Source organism: Algoriphagus ratkowskyi, assembly GCF_002150505.1.
In the GTDB taxonomy this organism is placed as follows: Bacteria; Bacteroidota; Bacteroidia; order Cytophagales; family Cyclobacteriaceae; genus Algoriphagus; species Algoriphagus ratkowskyi.
Map to the genome: position 1 here is coordinate 50,088 of NZ_MSSV01000019.1, position 16,396 is coordinate 66,483.

Consider the following 16,396-nt stretch of genomic DNA (forward strand, 5'->3'; position numbering starts at 1 on the left):
AAATTCTGAATGAAAAAAGGTTTACGGATTATAAACAAAGCCATTACACTTCTTCTGGGAGCGTTTTTCGTGTTTTCAACTGGCTTTGCGCAGCAATTCCAAACCTTTGACATCACAGGTCAGCTATATTCAGCTAATTCACACAGCCATAAAGAAAAGTGTGGGCATGAAATTCTGGAACAAAAAATGGAAAAGGAAATGGGCTATTTAGGCTCAAAACCGTTTTTTGAAAAATGGATAAATGATAAAATAGAGGATATCACTTCTCAACCTCAAATCCTAGCCAGATTAAATGCAGAACCTATTTTAATTCCTGTGGTAATTCATGTCATTCACAATGGCAACCCATTGGGACAGGGAGTAAATATTCCTATATCACAAATACAAGAGCAAATCAGAGTTTTAAATGAGGATTTTCAACGTTTGAATGCGGATGCGGCTAATACCCCTGCCGAATTTTTACCAGTTGCTGGCATTGCAAACATTGAATTTGTGCTTGCTAAGCAAGACCCATCGGGTTTACCAACTAGTGGAATCACCCGTACTTCCGGACCAAAATCGTCTTATGATCCAAATTTCGACGCTTCAACCCTAGGCCAAGTGATCCAATGGGATCCAAACATCTATTTGAATATGTATGTGACTACACTAGTAAGTCCATTCATTGGCTATGCATCCTTTCCCATTTCTGATTTACCTGGACTCGCTGGTGCACCCACATCCTCGCTTACTGATGGAGTCGTTATTGATTACCGGTATTTTGGAGTTGGAGGCAATGCGGTATCAGCTTCAAAGGGCCGGACTGCTACTCATGAAGTAGGCCATTTCTTTGGCTTAAGACATATTTGGGGAGATGGTGGCTGTGGTGTAGATGATTTCGTATCCGACACACCTTTGCAGGATAATTCTAATAATACCTGTAGTCCCAATGTGACAAGGTTTAGCTGCGATTCAAACGATATGATTCAGAATTACATGGATTATACACCTGACGCATGCATGAATTTGTTTACAAAAGGTCAGGTGGAACGCTTTGAGGTAGTTTTAACAAATAGCCCTAGAAGAGTAACATTAGTGAATAACAGAGCAACTCAAGAGCCTGTGCTTGCAGACAATGATTTGGCAATAGCTAAAATCATCGAGCCTGGAGATTTCGAATGCGATGCATTGATAAACCCATCTATTATACTTTTAAATGCTGGTAAAAACACCCTCACTTCAGGTACAGTAGAGCTGAGAAGAAATGGAATCTTATTACAAACTAAGAGATTCACTTTTAACTTGAAGACTGGTGAAAGTATTGTGGTGAATTTCACCCAGTTCACCTTGCTACCTAATAGCAATACCATAGAATTTAGGATCACTCAGACTAATGATACAACTGATAATGTCGAATCAAACAATAGTAAAACGATAACTCCAAAACTTGAGCAAGCAATAAACTTACCCTATACTACTGATTTAAGCACTTTCCCATCCCCATGGTCTATTTCTAATCCAGATAATTTAATAACATGGGAGAAGAAAAGTTTAACTATTTCTGGCACATCTCAGAACGTAGTTTATTTACAACACTATGAATATGAAGCACCCGGACAGCAAGATTATTATATTTCTCCTATAATAGATTTGTCAAAGTATCCTAATGCTCAACTTGTATTTGAGATGGCATATGCTCAATATGATCAAGCAGGATTTTCCGATAGATTGATAGTTGCTGTATCACAAGATTGCGGAAATACTTTTGACTTGGCGAATGCACCGTATAACAAAATAGGGCAACAATTAGAAACAACTTCCGCTACTTTAGATGAATTTATCCCAACAAACAATAACCAATTCCGGACAGAACTTGTGAATCTTGCTAAGTATGCTAGCCTAGGTTCTATTCGGTTGGCTTTTATTTCCGAGAATGCTTATGGTAATGATATTTATCTAAAAAACATCAGAATTCTTCCAAACGTAGAATTTAACTATAACATGAGGGTTGATGAAATACTCTCTCCTACCGTGATAGATGATGGAACAAATGAAGCAGAAATTGTCACCTTAACTAATACTGGTAATCTTCCAGTTTCTACGTTTTTATTAACCAGAACTACTAATAATTCCTTTACTCAAACCTTTGTTGCCAGTGGCAACTCCGTAGAACCGGGAGAAAGTTTTAATGTAAGTGTTCCTAAATCAACTTCATCAGGAAAAAACAAACTGAAATTCAAAACTTCTTCTCCTAACTTTGATCAGAACGGAAACAACTCAGACAGCCTTACAAGATTTAACATTGAGGATGCAAGCACTACGGCAGTTCCGTGGAGACAAAATTTCAATAATTCTACTACCCTTTCTCCTTGGCAGACGATCAACCCTGAATTGGATGCAACTGCATGGACTATAGTACCAATTACTGCTGGCGAAGGGCCAAATAATGTAGCCAAACAGAAAACAACTTCTACGGGCCAATCTTATTGGATGGGTACACCGATTTTCGATCTCAGCGTGAGTCGTCAAGCGAGTATCTTCTTTGACCTAGCGGCAGGACAAGTGGGACCTTCCACCCAATTAAAAGTCTTGGCTAGCGCTGATGGAGGAAATGAATATACAGAAATATGGACAGCGAGTGGATCTGATCTCTCTACAGTTTCTGTAGGTGAAGCCAACCCAAATACTAGTGCGGATTACGTTCGTAAATTTGTGAATTTAAGTGAGTTTGCTGGGCCGGGCAAGACTAAAGTTCGTCTTGCATTTGTAGTAGAAAATGGAACTCAATCAGACGCACCTATTTATTTAGATAACATTGAGCTTTTCCTAAATGCAAATCCTCAGCCTGTTATTCCAGCTGTTGGCATGTCCTCACTCTATCCGAATCCTGCTCGTGAAGTATTCAATATAGCTTTCAATTTGCCTAATTTTGAGGATGTGACTATACAAGTAATTTCAAGCACTGGAGCTTTGGTACAAGAAATAGAATATCCAGGCACGCTTAACCAGACATATTCTTTCAGCACTCAGCTGTTTTCTAAAGGTGTATTTATCATAAATATATCCAGCAATACTATTAGAGAAACGAGACGGCTGATCATTAATTAATCAGAAATAAGCTAGAGTTAACTTCTTCGGCTTATTTTTTGCCTAGGAAATCACCAGTTTTCGCGCAACGCTTCGTTGTTAGGATTGAAATTCCCGCTTATCTTTAACTATTGTAATTTCTCAGATATTTCATTCGACATCCCTTTTGAAAAAAATACTAATTAACCTACTAGTGATCATAGGAATTTCAGTTCTACTGGGCTTCCTATTTCTGAAAATGTACCTACCAATGTACACTAATCATGGAGAATCGGTCTCAGTTCCTGATCTATCAGGTTATACCTTCGATGAAGGTCTTGAAATACTGGATCGAGCAAATCTTCAATATGAAGTATCCTTAGATTCAGGATTCAATACAGATTTAAAGACTTTTGCGATATTAAAACAAATCCCAGAGGCAAACGCTCAAGTAAAAACTGGTAAAACTATCTACATAACCTTGAATGCAAAGAACCCTCCAATGCTTAAAATGCCCAATTTGGTCAATACTCATTTGAAGAACGTTCAGGATATTTTGGCTAACATGGGACTTGAAAGAGGTGATATTGTATATGTGCCAGATATTGCGCCAAACATAGTTTTAGAGCAAAAATATAGAGGTGTTAATGTACGTGAAGGCTTTGAGATACCTAAAGGTGCAAGGATAGATTTGGTGGTAGGTGATGGCAATGGAAACCAAATCTTAGCAGTTCCAAATCTGAAAGGTATGGATGAGGTGGACGCAGAATTTATGATTTTGGGTTCTAGCCTTAGAGTGGGTAATAAACATTACCTTCAGAGAGATTCTGTAGCGACTGGGCAGGTACTTCGGCAATCTCCTTCAGCATCTCAGCAAGTGAAAACAGGTGAATTGATAGATCTTTGGATCGCTAAGGATAATTTTTAAGCTCCATGTTAACTACGCTCCATAAACTTCGAATGACTGGGTTAATCATAGCCCTTTTCTTTTCGACAGTGGCCCATGGCCAATTGGTGGAGCTTGCCCCTATCCAGAATCAAAAATTTAAAAGTCACAGTCAGTCCTTACTTAATTCAAGGATCTTACAAGAAAATACACTTCCCTTTTGGGATGATTTCTCTCAAGGAATAGATACCTTAAAATGGAGTTTAAGAGGCGCATCCTATACAGAAACTATTGGCATTAATGCCCCTTCTATAGGCATGATTCTATTGGACGGTGTAGATGCAAATGGTAATCCATATTCCTTAACACAAGTAGATCAGGGCGATACTGATTACCTTACATCTAAGCCATTTGATCTAAGTACCTTAACTTCAGCAAATAGTGAAAGCCTGTTTTTAAGCTTCTTCTGGCAAGCTGCTGGAAGAGCTGAACTTCCTGATGAAAGTGATCAATTGACTCTACAAATTTTAAATTCAGATGGAAGTTGGGTTACTATTTGGAGACAGCGCGGTGGAGTAGATCTTAGTAGGGACGTATTTACTCAGGAAATTGTAAAAATTCTTCCGATCTGGCAACATGCAGCATTCCAATTTAGATTTTTTGCCGAAGGCAGACAGTCCGGGCCTTTTGATAGCTGGTTGCTTGATTATATCTACCTTAATGATGGTCGCTCAGCAAATGACCTATATTACTTGGATAGAAGCCTAACAAAAACAAATGAACTTAGAATTGGTGAATATGGAGCGTACCCTTTTGCTCTTCTAGCAAAAAACCAAAATAAACTTTGGAGTAAAATACAAAATGAATTTTATAACCTAGAAAATCGATTTAGAGCAATGGAATACTCTATTGTAATCAGCGATTCATCTACGATGAGCTCCACTCCTATTAATTTAAATACGCCATTCAACCCAGTTCCTAATGCGCTGGAGCGAAGAGTATTTGAAAGCAGGTCATTTGAAGAAATCTCAGTTCCGAAGTATGAGACTACCTTAGAAATCATTTCTTCCATAACTTCTGGTGATCGCTTACTTTATGAAGTTGATTTTCTCACGAAAGACACTACTTTTTTCTCTAATGTAAATTATGAGCTGAATGACACTGTGAGAACTTCGTTTCCACTCTTGGACTTTTTTGCCTACGATAATGGCTCGGCTGATTATGCTGCAGGGATTAATCAAAAATCAGGACAATTAGCAGTTAAATACAACAGTCCTGAGGAAGTTTACATAAAGGGTATATCAATCAATTTCTCCAATCCTAAGCAAGCCAATCAAGCGGTGGATATCAACGTTTGGAAAAATTTAGATGAGGATCCAATTTTCAGCAGAGAAGATCTTATCGCTGTCAAGGAAGCAGGTCAGCAATTTCTTTACTATTCTCTCGATACTAACATAAGGGTTGATGGAGAATTCTACGTAGGATTTACACAGTTTACTGATGACTTCATCCATGTGGGCCTAGATAAGGTAAACGATAGCAGTGAGATGCTATACTATAATGTAGTAGGCTCATGGACTCAAAACAAGGAAGTCAAGGGGGCTTTGATGATCCGACCACACATTAGCATGACAGCTCCTTTTGAAGTTTCTGTCGTTCCAGATCAAAGCATTCGGATTTATCCAAATCCTGTGGAAACATTACTCAACCTTGAAGGTAAATTTAGTGAGGCAAGAGTCTTTGATTCTTTCGGAAGAGAGATTTTTCTTGAACATCAACTTTCATCTAAAGGAGAAATTGTTAATTTTATTGGTCAGAGGCCAGGTGTTTATGTTCTCAATCTGACCACGGAAACCGGAATAAAATCATATAGAATTTTAGTTAAATAAAAATATGGAAGATATAACTGTAGAAGACCTGAAATCCAGATTGGATAAAAGTGAAAAATTCGTGTTTCTTGACGTTCGAGAAGAATGGGAATACGATGACGACAACTTAGGGGCTAAAAATATCCCATTAGCGGATTTACCTACAAGACTAGATGAGTTAGATAATTATAAAGACAGTGAAATAGTCGTACACTGCCGATCTGGTGCCAGAAGTATGAATGCAAAGAAATTCTTAGAATCCAAAGGCTTTTCAAAAGTCCGGAATACTACCGGGGGAATATTAGCCTACAGAAATTTATAAAATAGACTCCCTTCGGGGAGTTTTTTTTTTGACTTACGCATCTAGGATTCATAATATCTTTGCTGAGCAAACTCACAGCCTTTTTAAAAAGATGCTATTTGTAATCAGTCAATTAAATTCATAATATTTCTGATAGAGAATAAGAAAAAACCTCAGGCCCACTTGGAATCGAACCAAGCACCTACTGTCCCGATGAATCGGGAGAGTCAGCTACTTCTAACGTGAAATGTCTATAATAAAAAAACCCTCAATACATTTCTGCTTGAGGGTTTCGTGGGCCCACTTGGAATCGAACCAAGCACCTACTGATTATGAGTCAGAATATAGCCTATTTTTATACTCTATTTTTTATATCGTAAAATATTGATTTTGAGGTTTTAATAGGCTTTATTTTATGCTTTTGTTTATTGTTTATTTGTGCAAATATTGACCCTTTTTTGTGCAAATGGTGTGCAAATGGTATCTTTGAGTAAAGCTACTTAGATATGACACGTAAAACAGACAAAGCCAAAGATCCGGTAACAGTAAGCCACTACTTAGATACCAGAAGAAAAAAAGACAATGGATTATTTCCGGTTAAAATCCGGGTTTACGATGCCACCACCAAAAAAGCCCGACTCTATACCACAGACTTTGACCTGACAGAAAAGAATTTTAAGAGGATCATTTTTCCTGAAGAAGGGCAAAGATTTAATAAAGCTGAAAAAGAAATCCGGGAGGATTTGGAATCCCTGAAAGCTTATTATTCCGAAAAAATCACAGATTTAAAATCCTTCACATTCGAGAACCTTGAAAAATCACTTGAAATAAAATCAGGGGATTTAATGGATTCATTTTTTCATTTCGAGGCCTATATCAAAGAACTGAGAGAAGCTGAAAGGATTGGAACGGCTTCGAGTTATGGCTTAAGTATGAAATCCCTCAAGGCCTATATTAAGGATAAAACAGGCAAGGAGCCAAAGAGCCTATTGCTTCAGGATATCACAGTTAAGTTTCTCAATGATTATGAAACTTGGATGACTGTAAAGGAATCAAAGTCTTTGACCACAGTAGGGATTTACCTCCGAGGCCTCCGAGTTATTTTTAATCGAGCAATCGAAACAAAGGCAATAGATAAGGATCTTTATCCCTTTGGAGTCAAAAAATATGAAATACCAGCCTCCACCAATCCCAAAAAAGCATTTGACTCTAATCAATTAACCACCCTTTTCCAAGTGGAGGCACAAACTCCGGAGCAAAAGAAAGCAAGGGATTTTTGGTTTTTTTCATTTGTATGCAATGGTATGAATATGAAAGATATCCTCCACCTGAAATGGAAAAATATCGATGGTGAACAAATCATTTTTGTAAGAGAAAAAACCAAGCGAACCAAGAAAGCAAACTCCAAACCTATCCAAGTGCCTTTGACTGACTTTGCAAAATCATTTATTGTGGATTACGGAACCACAGAGCAAAGCCCAAATGGATTTGTTTTCCCTATCCTCAATGAGAAAATGACAGCTGAAAAACAGCATTTTGAGAAACTGAAATTTATCCGATTTGTAAATCAACATATTAAGCACTTAGCCAAAGCAAACGGCCTGACAGGTGACATTTCAACTTATTGGGCCCGGCACTCCTTTGCTACTTCAGCGGTACGGAAAAAAGCGAGTTTGGAATATGTGAGTGAAGCTTTGGGACATTCCGACCTAAAAACCACAAAAAACTACTTTGCAGGATTTGAGGATAAAACGAAAAAAGAGATCTTGGAGGATATTACCGACTTTATGCGAAAATAAAAGGTTTTCAAAGTCCCTCATTTCGTTCATTTCGTTCATTTACTCAAAGCTACTTATATGAATAACCCAATAGAAGAGCAAGAAAAAGTCATTTTATTATTAATTGATAAATTCAATGAAGAAAGGGAAAAGGATAGGCTTTACTTTTTAAAATACCGTAAAAACAGTCCCGAATCAGGTCTAAACAAAGAACCATTCATTTCATTTTATAAAGCATTTGAATCAAAAGCTACTAATTCAGAAATTTTTGATTTTCTGTATGAATTTGGAAATCTTCGATTAGTAAAATCCTTTCATTTTAGTAACCATGCTGAAAGCTTAATTCAAAGCTTCGAGAAATTGAATATTCCGATCCCTCATTTTGTGAGTGAATGCCAAAAAGAAGTAATTCAAAGGGCGAATTTTATTAAGACCTATTTTGAAAATGAAAAATTCAAGTGGTCTAAATCTAAAAAAGGAGATTTTCTTTCCAAAATTCAAACGGAGTCAAAAAATCATTCTTTCGATCAAAAAAGTGAAGAGGAATATTTAAAAAAGAAGTTTGACGAAACGATTCAAGAAACAAGGGAAATTGAAAATGATATTGAAACTAGGTTTAGCTATTATGTGAACGACTTTTTCGATGGGCGAATATTTTCTATTTCAAAAGATCTCCTAAACGAGTATTTCTATCATTCCGAAATTGCCTCCGGTGGATGTGGATCATTTTTCGAAGTGTTTAAAGCCTTTGATAAGTATGTAGGCAAAAAGAATGAAGTATTCGCTTTAAAAGGATTCTTGAGTGGAGAAAAAGAACAAAATTCCGAACCAGAGGAAAACCCAAATGAAAAGTCAATCAGTATTAATTCAATGGTTTTGACAAATTTGATTAAAGAGTTAAGTGTCTATTTTGAAGGAAAGGAAGATGATTTGAAAAAAGTTTTATCAGGTGAAGAAATAGAACAAATACTATATTTTGAGAATAATGGGAATAAACTTACTGATGTTTTTTTTAGACTTCATGAAGCTGGTAAAATTCAAAATAATAAAAACATTACAGCTAAATGGATTTGCGATAATTTCGAAAATAAGAATCAAAAGAGTGGAAGAAGCAAGTATAAATTTGAAGTTGTCTATAAGCAATTGACAGATATGAGCGGACCAATTAATAAGAAAAGGAGAATTTGTGAAAATTTATAAATAGAAAATATCCAAAAGATATCCATTCAGAATTTAACCCTTGAAACAGACATTTTCGAGGGTTTTTCTTTGTAGAAACAATTTAAAAGTTTCACAAATGAAAGAACAAGAAATCAATTTCGACTCCCTCCCAAAAGCGGTGGGCCTCTTATTCGAAGAGGTAAAGCAAATCAAATCTTTAATCCTGGAGACCTCCAGCAAAGAGGCCGGGGACCGACTCCTTACTATTCAAGAAACAGCAGAATTTCTGCACGTACAAAAGCAGACTCTTTACAGCTACGTTTCTAAAGGAATTATCCCAAATCACAAAAGAGCAGGGAGGCTTTACTTTTCTAAAAATGAGTTGATCGATTGGATCAAATCAGGAAATAAGAGAGCCTTTGATGTAGAGAAAGAAGCCCAAAAGATCATTTCCAAAAGAAAGGGAGGAAGCCATGAATAAGCAATTCAAAACCTCCTCCAATGTCAAAGCTACTCGACAGGGCAAAGATACGGAAAAAAGAAGGATCCATTTAAAGGCTTCAATAATTGCCCCTAGGATTGTCAATGTTTCTCTTTGGGATAATCAGGATGAAATCGCAAGTATAATTTGTCCGGTTATGGATTACGGGCTTCACGATAGCATTTATATTTTCTTAGATCAAATGCTTAGGAGTCACTTTAGAAGCAAAGAGTTTTTCGACATAATAAAGGAGGGAAAACAATGACATATTTATTTCAGATCATTTTCACCCTAGGATTATTAACTAGCCTTTTTATCCTTTTTGAAATCCTTCACTTCTCAAAAAAAACAATTTGTCGATTTATTAAAAAGCTACTCCGAAATGAAAAATATAAATAAAGAAGGCTTTGAGGATCATTTGAACCGAAAAGCCAAAGAGGCTAAAGAAACTACTTCAAAGCCACATGAGGAGATTTTAAAACAAATCCTTAACGAAATCGAGCCTATCGATTTTGACGAGAGAGCAAAAGAAGGATTGAAAAATAGACTTAAAGTCTCCGGGTTAAGCATAGAAGAAAAGGAAAAGATCCATGAACTTCTAGAAAAATTAAAGTTGAGCGAAAAGCACTTTCTTATTTTGACCATTGATGAAATAATCAATTTGGCTAAAAGAAAAAACTGGGGAATATGTAAGAATCAGGCGTTTGTCTATTTGTATAATGGAACCCATTGGAAAACCATTGATGAAAAGGAGTTTGAAAAGTTTCTTGGTGAAGCCTCCGAAAAAATGGGAGTTGGCAGATTTACAGCTCAATACTTTCAATTTCGGGAGAAGCTATTTAAGCAATTTACTTCGACCGGATATTTACCAGCCCCGATTAAATCAAAAGATAAGGTCCTAATTAACTTAGAGAACGGAACCTTTGAAATATGCGATAACCCTATTTTAAGGCCGTTTGACCCCTCCGATTTTATGAGGTATCAATTGCCCTTTGCGTACGATAAAAGAGCCACAGCGCCAAAATTTGAGGTTTTTATTAACAGGGTTTTGCCTGAAAGAGATAAACAAAAAGTCCTTTGCGAGTACCTAGGTTATATTTTTATTTCGACCCGGAAATTAAAACTCGAAAAAGTCCTTTTCCTATACGGCACCGGAGCAAATGGCAAGTCGGTGATTTATGACATTATCCGGGCCTTATTGGGAAATCAAAATACAAGTGAATACTCTTTACAAACCCTGACCGATGCGAAAGGATACGAACGGGCGCAAATAGCGGACAAGCTTGTAAACTATGCAACCGAAATAAATGGTAAACTGGAAAGCTCAAAATTTAAGTCTTTGGCCTCCGGGGAACCGATGGAAGCCCGTTTGCCTTATCGAGATCCTTTTATCATTGAGGATTATGCCAAATTGATTTTCAATACTAATGAACTCCCAAAGGAAGTGGAATTTACCCACGGGTTTTTTAGGAGGTTTTTGATTATTCCATTTGAGGTAACCATTCCCGAAAAGGATCAAAACAAGGGACTAGCAAGCGAGATAATCAATGAGGAATTACCGGGCGTGTTTAATTGGATTTTGACCGGATTAAACAGGCTAATGACAAACGGGAGATTTTCAGAAAGCCCTTCTATAGATAAAGCCCTTGAAGGATTTAAAACTGAATCCGATACGGTAAAACGGTTTTTAGAGGAGGAAGCTTATTTGCCTGACTTAGAAAACAAAATCCTACTCAAAGACCTATATCCTAGGTATAAAGAATTTGCTTTTGAGGATGGAAATAAGATACTATCAAAATCCAATTTCAAAAAGCGATTAGAACTTAATAAGATCCAAGTCAAGCGAGAAAGCGAAGGATGGCAGGTTTACATTTCACAAAATCAAAGTGTATATGGAGCCTCTAAATTTTGAAAAGAGACGGTTTAATTCGGCACCTCTTTGCCCGTGTGGGAAATCAAATCGGGATGGAAAGTTTGCACCATACAAAGGATATCACGATAAAGGATTTTGTCATTCATGCGGTGAAAAATTCATGCCTGAAATAGACACAATTGAGGACTTGGAAAAGGGCGATAAAAGGCTCTTTTCACCTCCTCCTCCAAAGCCTGTTTCTTTTATAGATCCTGGAATCTTGAAAGCCTCATTGAGTGCCTACGATAAAAATAATTTCGTTTCGTTTCTCAAATCTACCTTTGGCGAAGGCCTGACTAAGGAGGCGGTGGAGGCCTACAAAATAGGCACCTCTAAGGCTCGACCGGGCGCAAATGTGTTTTGGTATGTGGATGAAAGGCAAAGAGTAAGAAGCGGTAAAATAATGCTTTACGATGCCACCACGGGAAAGAGAGATAAGGAATTTAATTCTTGGAGTCATTCCCGGTTAAAATTGGATGACTTCCATCTGAAGCTTTGCTTTTTTGGGGACCACCTCCTTAAATCAAATCCCTCAAAAATTGTGGGAATAGTAGAAAGCGAAAAGACAGCTATCATTTCAAGTTTACTTTTCCCTGACTTGGTTTGGCTTGCAAGTGGAGGAAAAGGAAACCTAAATCCTTACAAATTTAACAGCTTAAAAAAACGAACCGTTCTGCTTTTTCCCGACCTGACAAAGCCGGGAGATAAAAAGAACTGTTTTGAATTATGGTCAGAGGAGGTGGAGCGGATCAAAGGATTTATTCCGGGCCATTTTGAGGTATCCGATTATTTCGAAAGCAAAGCAACGGATCAGGAAAAGGAATCGTGTTTTGATCTAGCGGACTTTATTCTTTTGAATAATTGGAGTCCAAAAAAAGAAAGAATTGAGGCTTTACAAAAACCTCTAATTGAAAATGAGATAAAAACGAATGAAGGACATGAAGCAAATGACGCCTCCACAAAACCTTTTATTTCAGAGGATAAGGATTATATCAGTCAGCTATCTTTTGAAAATGGATTGCTTATGAATGGAATGGGATACCCGGCTGAATGGGATTTGTCCGCAAGTTATACAGAAAAGAAAACCAATGATTTTATCCGTATGGCAGTAAAGAATCCAAACTTAATTCGTTTGAAAGAGATCTTTGAATTAGAATAAATACTATAAAATTAAAACTCAAGGATACCCAAACCATTTAACTTTTTTATATTGTTCAAGTTCACCCCAAATTTCACTTTTTTTGACAAGTTCCTTTTCAATTTCTTTAATAATAATTTCACCAATATTATTGATCCTTAAGGCCTCGCCTAAGAAAAAATTTAGGTTTGGCTTTGTTACATCGTTTATAAACCTTTCAGTTATTTTGTCAAAATTTGATAAATAATCCAAGGTTAATTCTTTGATTAACCTTAAAATATCTGTTGAAAGAACTAAATCAATTTTAGGATTTGAATAAGACTTGATTTTAGAAATAATCGCTTGATTTGAGGAAATTTCGATTTGATACGATCCAAAAAATGTTTCGAAACTAAAGGTCTTGTTATTTGAAAGTTCTAATAAATCGAACTTAAGTTCATTTAATAAGTGGTCACTCTTTACCGTGAGATAAAAACCAGATTTTGGTTTTCTCATTGACCTAAAAATTAAATGAAAATCCAAGGCAGAAATCACACTTCCTTTCTTTTTAAATGATCCTTCTAAATTTATCCCATTTAATTTTTTAAGATTGTAATTATAAATAAAGTTTTTTATTGTGTAGAAGTGAAATAAGTCATATTCAAGCCAAAAAATAGGCCGTTTGTTAAGTATGTATAATTCCTTTTTTTCAGGATTTTTCTTTGCTAATCGATCCATAGAATCAGCACTTAGCTTGACTCCCTCCTTAAGAGACAATTTTTTTGGATAGTTTGATTCATCAAAAGATTTTGATTTCTTAATCAAATAGATTCCTAAATCAAGATCATTTTTAAAATACCCCAAAAGCATCCAAAAAAAATGAAGTTCTCCACTTGGACAAGACACACCCGAGGATGAAACAAAATCTTCAATTCTTGTCCCTAAAGTTGGAGCCCTTTCCAAATCTTTAATTTTACTTTCTATTCTATTTTCTGAAAGGAAATAATAAATTTCCTCCATTCCATAAGAACTAAAAGCTCCCAAATTTTTTCCTGTTTTTGCTTTCTTATTAAAAAATCCAAACATGACAACTAATTTTAAATGAGTAGATTTCCGTAAATTACGGAATAAATACGGGAGGAATGGCAAAGTTTGAAAAAGGAAATCCGGGCAAACCAAAAGGAGCAAAAAACAAATCCACTCAATTAATGAGGGATCGGATACAGTCTCTTTTTGATGACAATTTCGACAAGATCCAAGAGGATTTGGAAGCCTTGGAAGCTAAAGACAGACTTAAATTCCTGACTGATTTAATGCCGTATTTGATGCCAAAACTCCAAAGCACCACATACAGCCAAAAGATTGATTTGGACAGCATGGAGGAAGCGGAATTGGATATCTTAATAAATCATATTATCAATGAATAATGAATTTAAGAAAGCCGTTTTGATAGCTTTAAGACAAAGAGAAATTTCAAAGGTGGAGGCTAAAGCTTTATTCCGGTCAAATGGAAAAATCAATTTGGACCTATCCACTAAAAGCACCGGAACGGATCAGTCTCAAATCAAAATATTGGAAAGAGTACATTATTTAAGGCCATATTTTCAGAATATCATTACTTTGGGAAATGGATCGAGGCCTTAAAATCAATTTCAGAAAAGAAGTATTAAAAGCACTCCACAAAGAAATCATAAATCGAGTGGAGGCAAAGGAATGTCTCAATAGTAAGTATGGAAATTCAGAACTTCCTTTATTCTTTGATTTTGAGCCAAACGATCCTTTGAAAGCCTACATTGAAGGAATGGAGAAAATGAATTTAATTTTGCCTTTATTCCGATTAAATGATAGTATCTAAAAATGAAAAAGCCCGGATCTTAGAGGCCTATTTCGAAAAATCAATTTCCAAAGGTGAAATGGAAAAGTTATTGCAGGAAGGTATTACAATTCCACCGATTGATTGGGTTTACTCTAATGAGGATGACAAGTTGAAGAAGGAGCAAAGGAGGCAATTGATTGAAAAGGTTTTTAAAGTTTCTTTTCCAAAGATTGAGTGGGTATGAAACTTAAATGGGCATAGTCAATGACCACGCCCATTTTAAAGATAATTTTATTTAGATTTCATGCTTTTCAGAGCCTTTAGTACCTATCAAGTATTTTTTTTATAAAGAGGTAAATTTACCACTCAGAAGTTGACTTACCTTTCATCCTGCTTTGAAAATCTTCTACTAAATTAGATGTAGTTTTATCAAACATTTGAATCGTATATCCATATTCATTACCCATGCTTGACTGAGAATAAAAGCCACTACTAGGTGGGTCAATCTCAATTCTGATTTTATTATCTCTTGCCCTTATTGTAATAATGGCGTGCAATGGATCTGTTGAAGACACATAAGGACTTGTACTAACAGAACCTGCCTTTAAAAGATATTTGCCTTTAACTGTGCCAGATTCTTTATCTGTGAATTGAATTACGCTTGTAGCATCATTGAAGGCCTCTACCATCCATTCATTTGCTAAGACATAATTATCATTTTTGTCAAGCCCATTTTCAAAGGTTGCAATTTTCGGTGATGGAGATTGCTGGATATTTTTAGTCCCTAAACAGGAAGTCAAAATAAATGGAATCAATATGCAGATACTTGGAATTAAAATCTTTTTCATAAAAGTCATTTAAATTATTAAAGAATGATTGAAGTATTAAAGAATTATTATTTGAATCTATTAAAAGTAAAAATCAAAACCAACTATCAAATCAAATAAGTTAATTGTAGAATAAAATTTCCATAATTAGTTCAAAGAGTAACAATAGTTACTTAACCCTAAGCTTCTTCTTATCCGAGAATCCGTTGTTAATATCCATAAAAGTATTCTTAGAGCTAACTTCGATAAGAAATTCAACAAACAAGAAAAGGAAGCGTTATTGATAGATAACATTGTAATACCTCCTATTGAGTGGGTTTATTCATGTGAGGATGAGAAAATAAAAAAGGAAAAAAAAAGAGAATTGATTGAAAGGTTTTTGGGATTTCATTTCTATGGGTCGAATGGGTTTAATTAACTTAAATCATAAAAGTATTTTAATCTTTTTTGAATTTTTTGTTACATATTCAAACCATAATTTAACGTTTTTAATTATTCATCATGAAGAGCTTGATAGGTATTATAATTGCAATTTTTATTGCTGGAAGCTTAAAAGCTCAAGGGATCAATGGATTTGAAATTAATTCAGGAAAGCTTGAATGGGTTAATGTTTACGAATCAACTATAACTCTCAATGAGGTTTTAGATATATTAAAAGAAAACGGTAAAATATCTAATATTGAAGAAGGTGAGGATAGGATTATTGCTAGCATTTCAAAAGTTGAGGCAGATTATAAAGGTTTTGGGAAGAGTGAAATGTCTACCCCAATCTATATTGCGAGAAATTGGATTGAAGCAAAACTAATAATAGAGTTTAAAGAGGATAAATACAGAGCCACTCTCAAAGATATTTTCTTATCTCAAATATATTCTGATCCATTAAGTCAGATGGGAGAAATGTCTACACTTGATTCTTATGCAATTTCATCAAAAAGCTTTAAAAGTAGTTTCACTAAATCCTCGTCAGAAATCCTTGATTTTACTTTCACTAAAGAATTCTATTTTCAGAAGGATATAAATAAAGATTGGTAAAAATTTAAAACTAATTTGATATTACTTATTAATCAAAGTTGCTTTACCCTTGGCTTTCCCTTTTATAGTGAAGCCTTTTTTATGAATTATAAATACGCTAAGAGCGTGTTTTTATGCAAATGGTGTGCAAATAAAAAAGCACTCACAAGAAAATTCTCGTAAGTGCTTGATT

The 16,396-nt window shown here is 35.5% G+C and carries 15 protein-coding genes; 13 read left to right on the plus strand and 2 right to left on the minus strand.

What is annotated here, in order from left to right:
• Positions 1-9 precede the first annotated feature (9 nt).
• From BVH02_RS17260 to BVH02_RS17305, 9 genes are all read left to right on the plus strand, one after another.
• Positions 10-3,087 (plus strand): M43 family zinc metalloprotease, encoded by a 3,078-nt coding sequence (locus tag BVH02_RS17260; protein WP_086502718.1) that lies wholly within the window; start codon positions 10-12, stop codon positions 3,085-3,087.
• A 229-nt stretch (positions 3,088-3,316) separates the two neighbouring features.
• Positions 3,317-3,973, plus strand: coding sequence for a PASTA domain-containing protein (locus BVH02_RS17265; protein ID WP_223271902.1), 657 nt, complete (start codon positions 3,317-3,319; stop codon positions 3,971-3,973).
• A 5-nt stretch (positions 3,974-3,978) separates the two neighbouring features.
• Positions 3,979-5,820 (plus strand): T9SS type A sorting domain-containing protein, encoded by a 1,842-nt coding sequence (locus BVH02_RS17270; RefSeq protein WP_086502720.1) that lies wholly within the window; start codon positions 3,979-3,981, stop codon positions 5,818-5,820.
• Between the two features lie 4 nt (positions 5,821-5,824).
• Complete coding sequence (locus BVH02_RS17275; RefSeq protein ID WP_086502721.1) at positions 5,825-6,121, plus strand: rhodanese-like domain-containing protein; 297 nt, start codon at positions 5,825-5,827, stop codon at positions 6,119-6,121.
• Between the two features lie 485 nt (positions 6,122-6,606).
• Positions 6,607-7,899 carry a tyrosine-type recombinase/integrase gene (locus BVH02_RS17280; protein WP_086502722.1) on the plus strand — a complete coding sequence of 431 codons (1,293 nt, stop codon included), beginning with the start codon at positions 6,607-6,609 and terminating at the stop codon, positions 7,897-7,899.
• 57 nt (positions 7,900-7,956) lie between these two features.
• Complete coding sequence (locus tag BVH02_RS17285) at positions 7,957-9,078, plus strand: hypothetical protein (RefSeq protein ID WP_086502723.1); 1,122 nt, start codon at positions 7,957-7,959, stop codon at positions 9,076-9,078.
• A 97-nt stretch (positions 9,079-9,175) separates the two neighbouring features.
• Positions 9,176-9,520 (plus strand): helix-turn-helix domain-containing protein, encoded by a 345-nt coding sequence (locus tag BVH02_RS17290; protein ID WP_086502724.1) that lies wholly within the window; start codon positions 9,176-9,178, stop codon positions 9,518-9,520.
• A 382-nt stretch (positions 9,521-9,902) separates the two neighbouring features.
• Entirely contained in the window at positions 9,903-11,432 is a 1,530-nt protein-coding gene (locus tag BVH02_RS17300; RefSeq protein WP_086502762.1) for a DNA primase family protein, read from the plus strand.
• A 121-nt stretch (positions 11,433-11,553) separates the two neighbouring features.
• Positions 11,554-12,591, plus strand: a complete 1,038-nt coding sequence (locus BVH02_RS17305; RefSeq protein ID WP_146849443.1) for a DUF6371 domain-containing protein — start codon at positions 11,554-11,556, stop codon at positions 12,589-12,591.
• Positions 12,592-12,609: 18 nt separating this feature from the next.
• Here BVH02_RS17305 and BVH02_RS17310 read toward each other — a convergent pair whose 3' ends face one another.
• Positions 12,610-13,635: a hypothetical protein gene (locus tag BVH02_RS17310; RefSeq protein WP_086502727.1), complete on the minus strand. Its 1,026-nt coding sequence runs from the start codon at positions 13,633-13,635 to the stop codon at positions 12,610-12,612.
• 56 nt (positions 13,636-13,691) lie between these two features.
• On the opposite strand from BVH02_RS17310, the gene BVH02_RS17315 reads away from it, so the two are divergent.
• From BVH02_RS17315 to BVH02_RS17330, 3 genes are all read left to right on the plus strand, one after another.
• Positions 13,692-13,976, plus strand: a complete 285-nt coding sequence (locus BVH02_RS17315) for a hypothetical protein (RefSeq protein WP_086502728.1) — start codon at positions 13,692-13,694, stop codon at positions 13,974-13,976.
• A gap of 200 nt (positions 13,977-14,176) precedes the next feature.
• Complete coding sequence (locus BVH02_RS17325; RefSeq protein WP_086502730.1) at positions 14,177-14,404, plus strand: hypothetical protein; 228 nt, start codon at positions 14,177-14,179, stop codon at positions 14,402-14,404.
• Positions 14,391-14,609 (plus strand): hypothetical protein, encoded by a 219-nt coding sequence (locus BVH02_RS17330; RefSeq protein WP_086502731.1) that lies wholly within the window; start codon positions 14,391-14,393, stop codon positions 14,607-14,609. Before BVH02_RS17325 ends, BVH02_RS17330 begins: the two co-directional genes overlap by 14 nt.
• 115 nt (positions 14,610-14,724) lie before the next feature.
• Here the strand turns inward: BVH02_RS17330 and BVH02_RS17335 are convergent, their stop codons facing one another.
• Positions 14,725-15,213 carry a DUF4468 domain-containing protein gene (locus tag BVH02_RS17335; RefSeq protein ID WP_158093907.1) on the minus strand — a complete coding sequence of 163 codons (489 nt, stop codon included), beginning with the start codon at positions 15,211-15,213 and terminating at the stop codon, positions 14,725-14,727.
• Positions 15,214-15,693: 480 nt separating this feature from the next.
• Between BVH02_RS17335 and BVH02_RS17340 the strand changes: the two genes are divergently transcribed.
• Complete coding sequence (locus BVH02_RS17340) at positions 15,694-16,224, plus strand: hypothetical protein (RefSeq protein WP_086502733.1); 531 nt, start codon at positions 15,694-15,696, stop codon at positions 16,222-16,224.
• Positions 16,225-16,396: the final 172 nt, after the last annotated feature.

Coding starts and splice junctions, on each gene's coding strand:
- BVH02_RS17260 (WP_086502718.1), top strand. CDS start 10: ATGAAAAAAGGTTTACGGATTATAAACAAAGCCATTACACTTCTTCTG.
- BVH02_RS17265 (WP_223271902.1), top strand. CDS start 3,317: ATGTACACTAATCATGGAGAATCGGTCTCAGTTCCTGATCTATCAGGT.
- BVH02_RS17270 (WP_086502720.1), top strand. CDS start 3,979: ATGTTAACTACGCTCCATAAACTTCGAATGACTGGGTTAATCATAGCC.
- BVH02_RS17275 (WP_086502721.1), top strand. CDS start 5,825: ATGGAAGATATAACTGTAGAAGACCTGAAATCCAGATTGGATAAAAGT.
- BVH02_RS17280 (WP_086502722.1), top strand. CDS start 6,607: ATGACACGTAAAACAGACAAAGCCAAAGATCCGGTAACAGTAAGCCAC.
- BVH02_RS17285 (WP_086502723.1), top strand. CDS start 7,957: ATGAATAACCCAATAGAAGAGCAAGAAAAAGTCATTTTATTATTAATT.
- BVH02_RS17290 (WP_086502724.1), top strand. CDS start 9,176: ATGAAAGAACAAGAAATCAATTTCGACTCCCTCCCAAAAGCGGTGGGC.
- BVH02_RS17300 (WP_086502762.1), top strand. CDS start 9,903: ATGAAAAATATAAATAAAGAAGGCTTTGAGGATCATTTGAACCGAAAA.
- BVH02_RS17305 (WP_146849443.1), top strand. CDS start 11,554: ATGCCTGAAATAGACACAATTGAGGACTTGGAAAAGGGCGATAAAAGG.
- BVH02_RS17310 (WP_086502727.1), bottom strand. CDS start 13,635: ATGTTTGGATTTTTTAATAAGAAAGCAAAAACAGGAAAAAATTTGGGA.
- BVH02_RS17315 (WP_086502728.1), top strand. CDS start 13,692: ATGGCAAAGTTTGAAAAAGGAAATCCGGGCAAACCAAAAGGAGCAAAA.
- BVH02_RS17325 (WP_086502730.1), top strand. CDS start 14,177: ATGGATCGAGGCCTTAAAATCAATTTCAGAAAAGAAGTATTAAAAGCA.
- BVH02_RS17330 (WP_086502731.1), top strand. CDS start 14,391: ATGATAGTATCTAAAAATGAAAAAGCCCGGATCTTAGAGGCCTATTTC.
- BVH02_RS17335 (WP_158093907.1), bottom strand. CDS start 15,213: ATGAAAAAGATTTTAATTCCAAGTATCTGCATATTGATTCCATTTATT.
- BVH02_RS17340 (WP_086502733.1), top strand. CDS start 15,694: ATGAAGAGCTTGATAGGTATTATAATTGCAATTTTTATTGCTGGAAGC.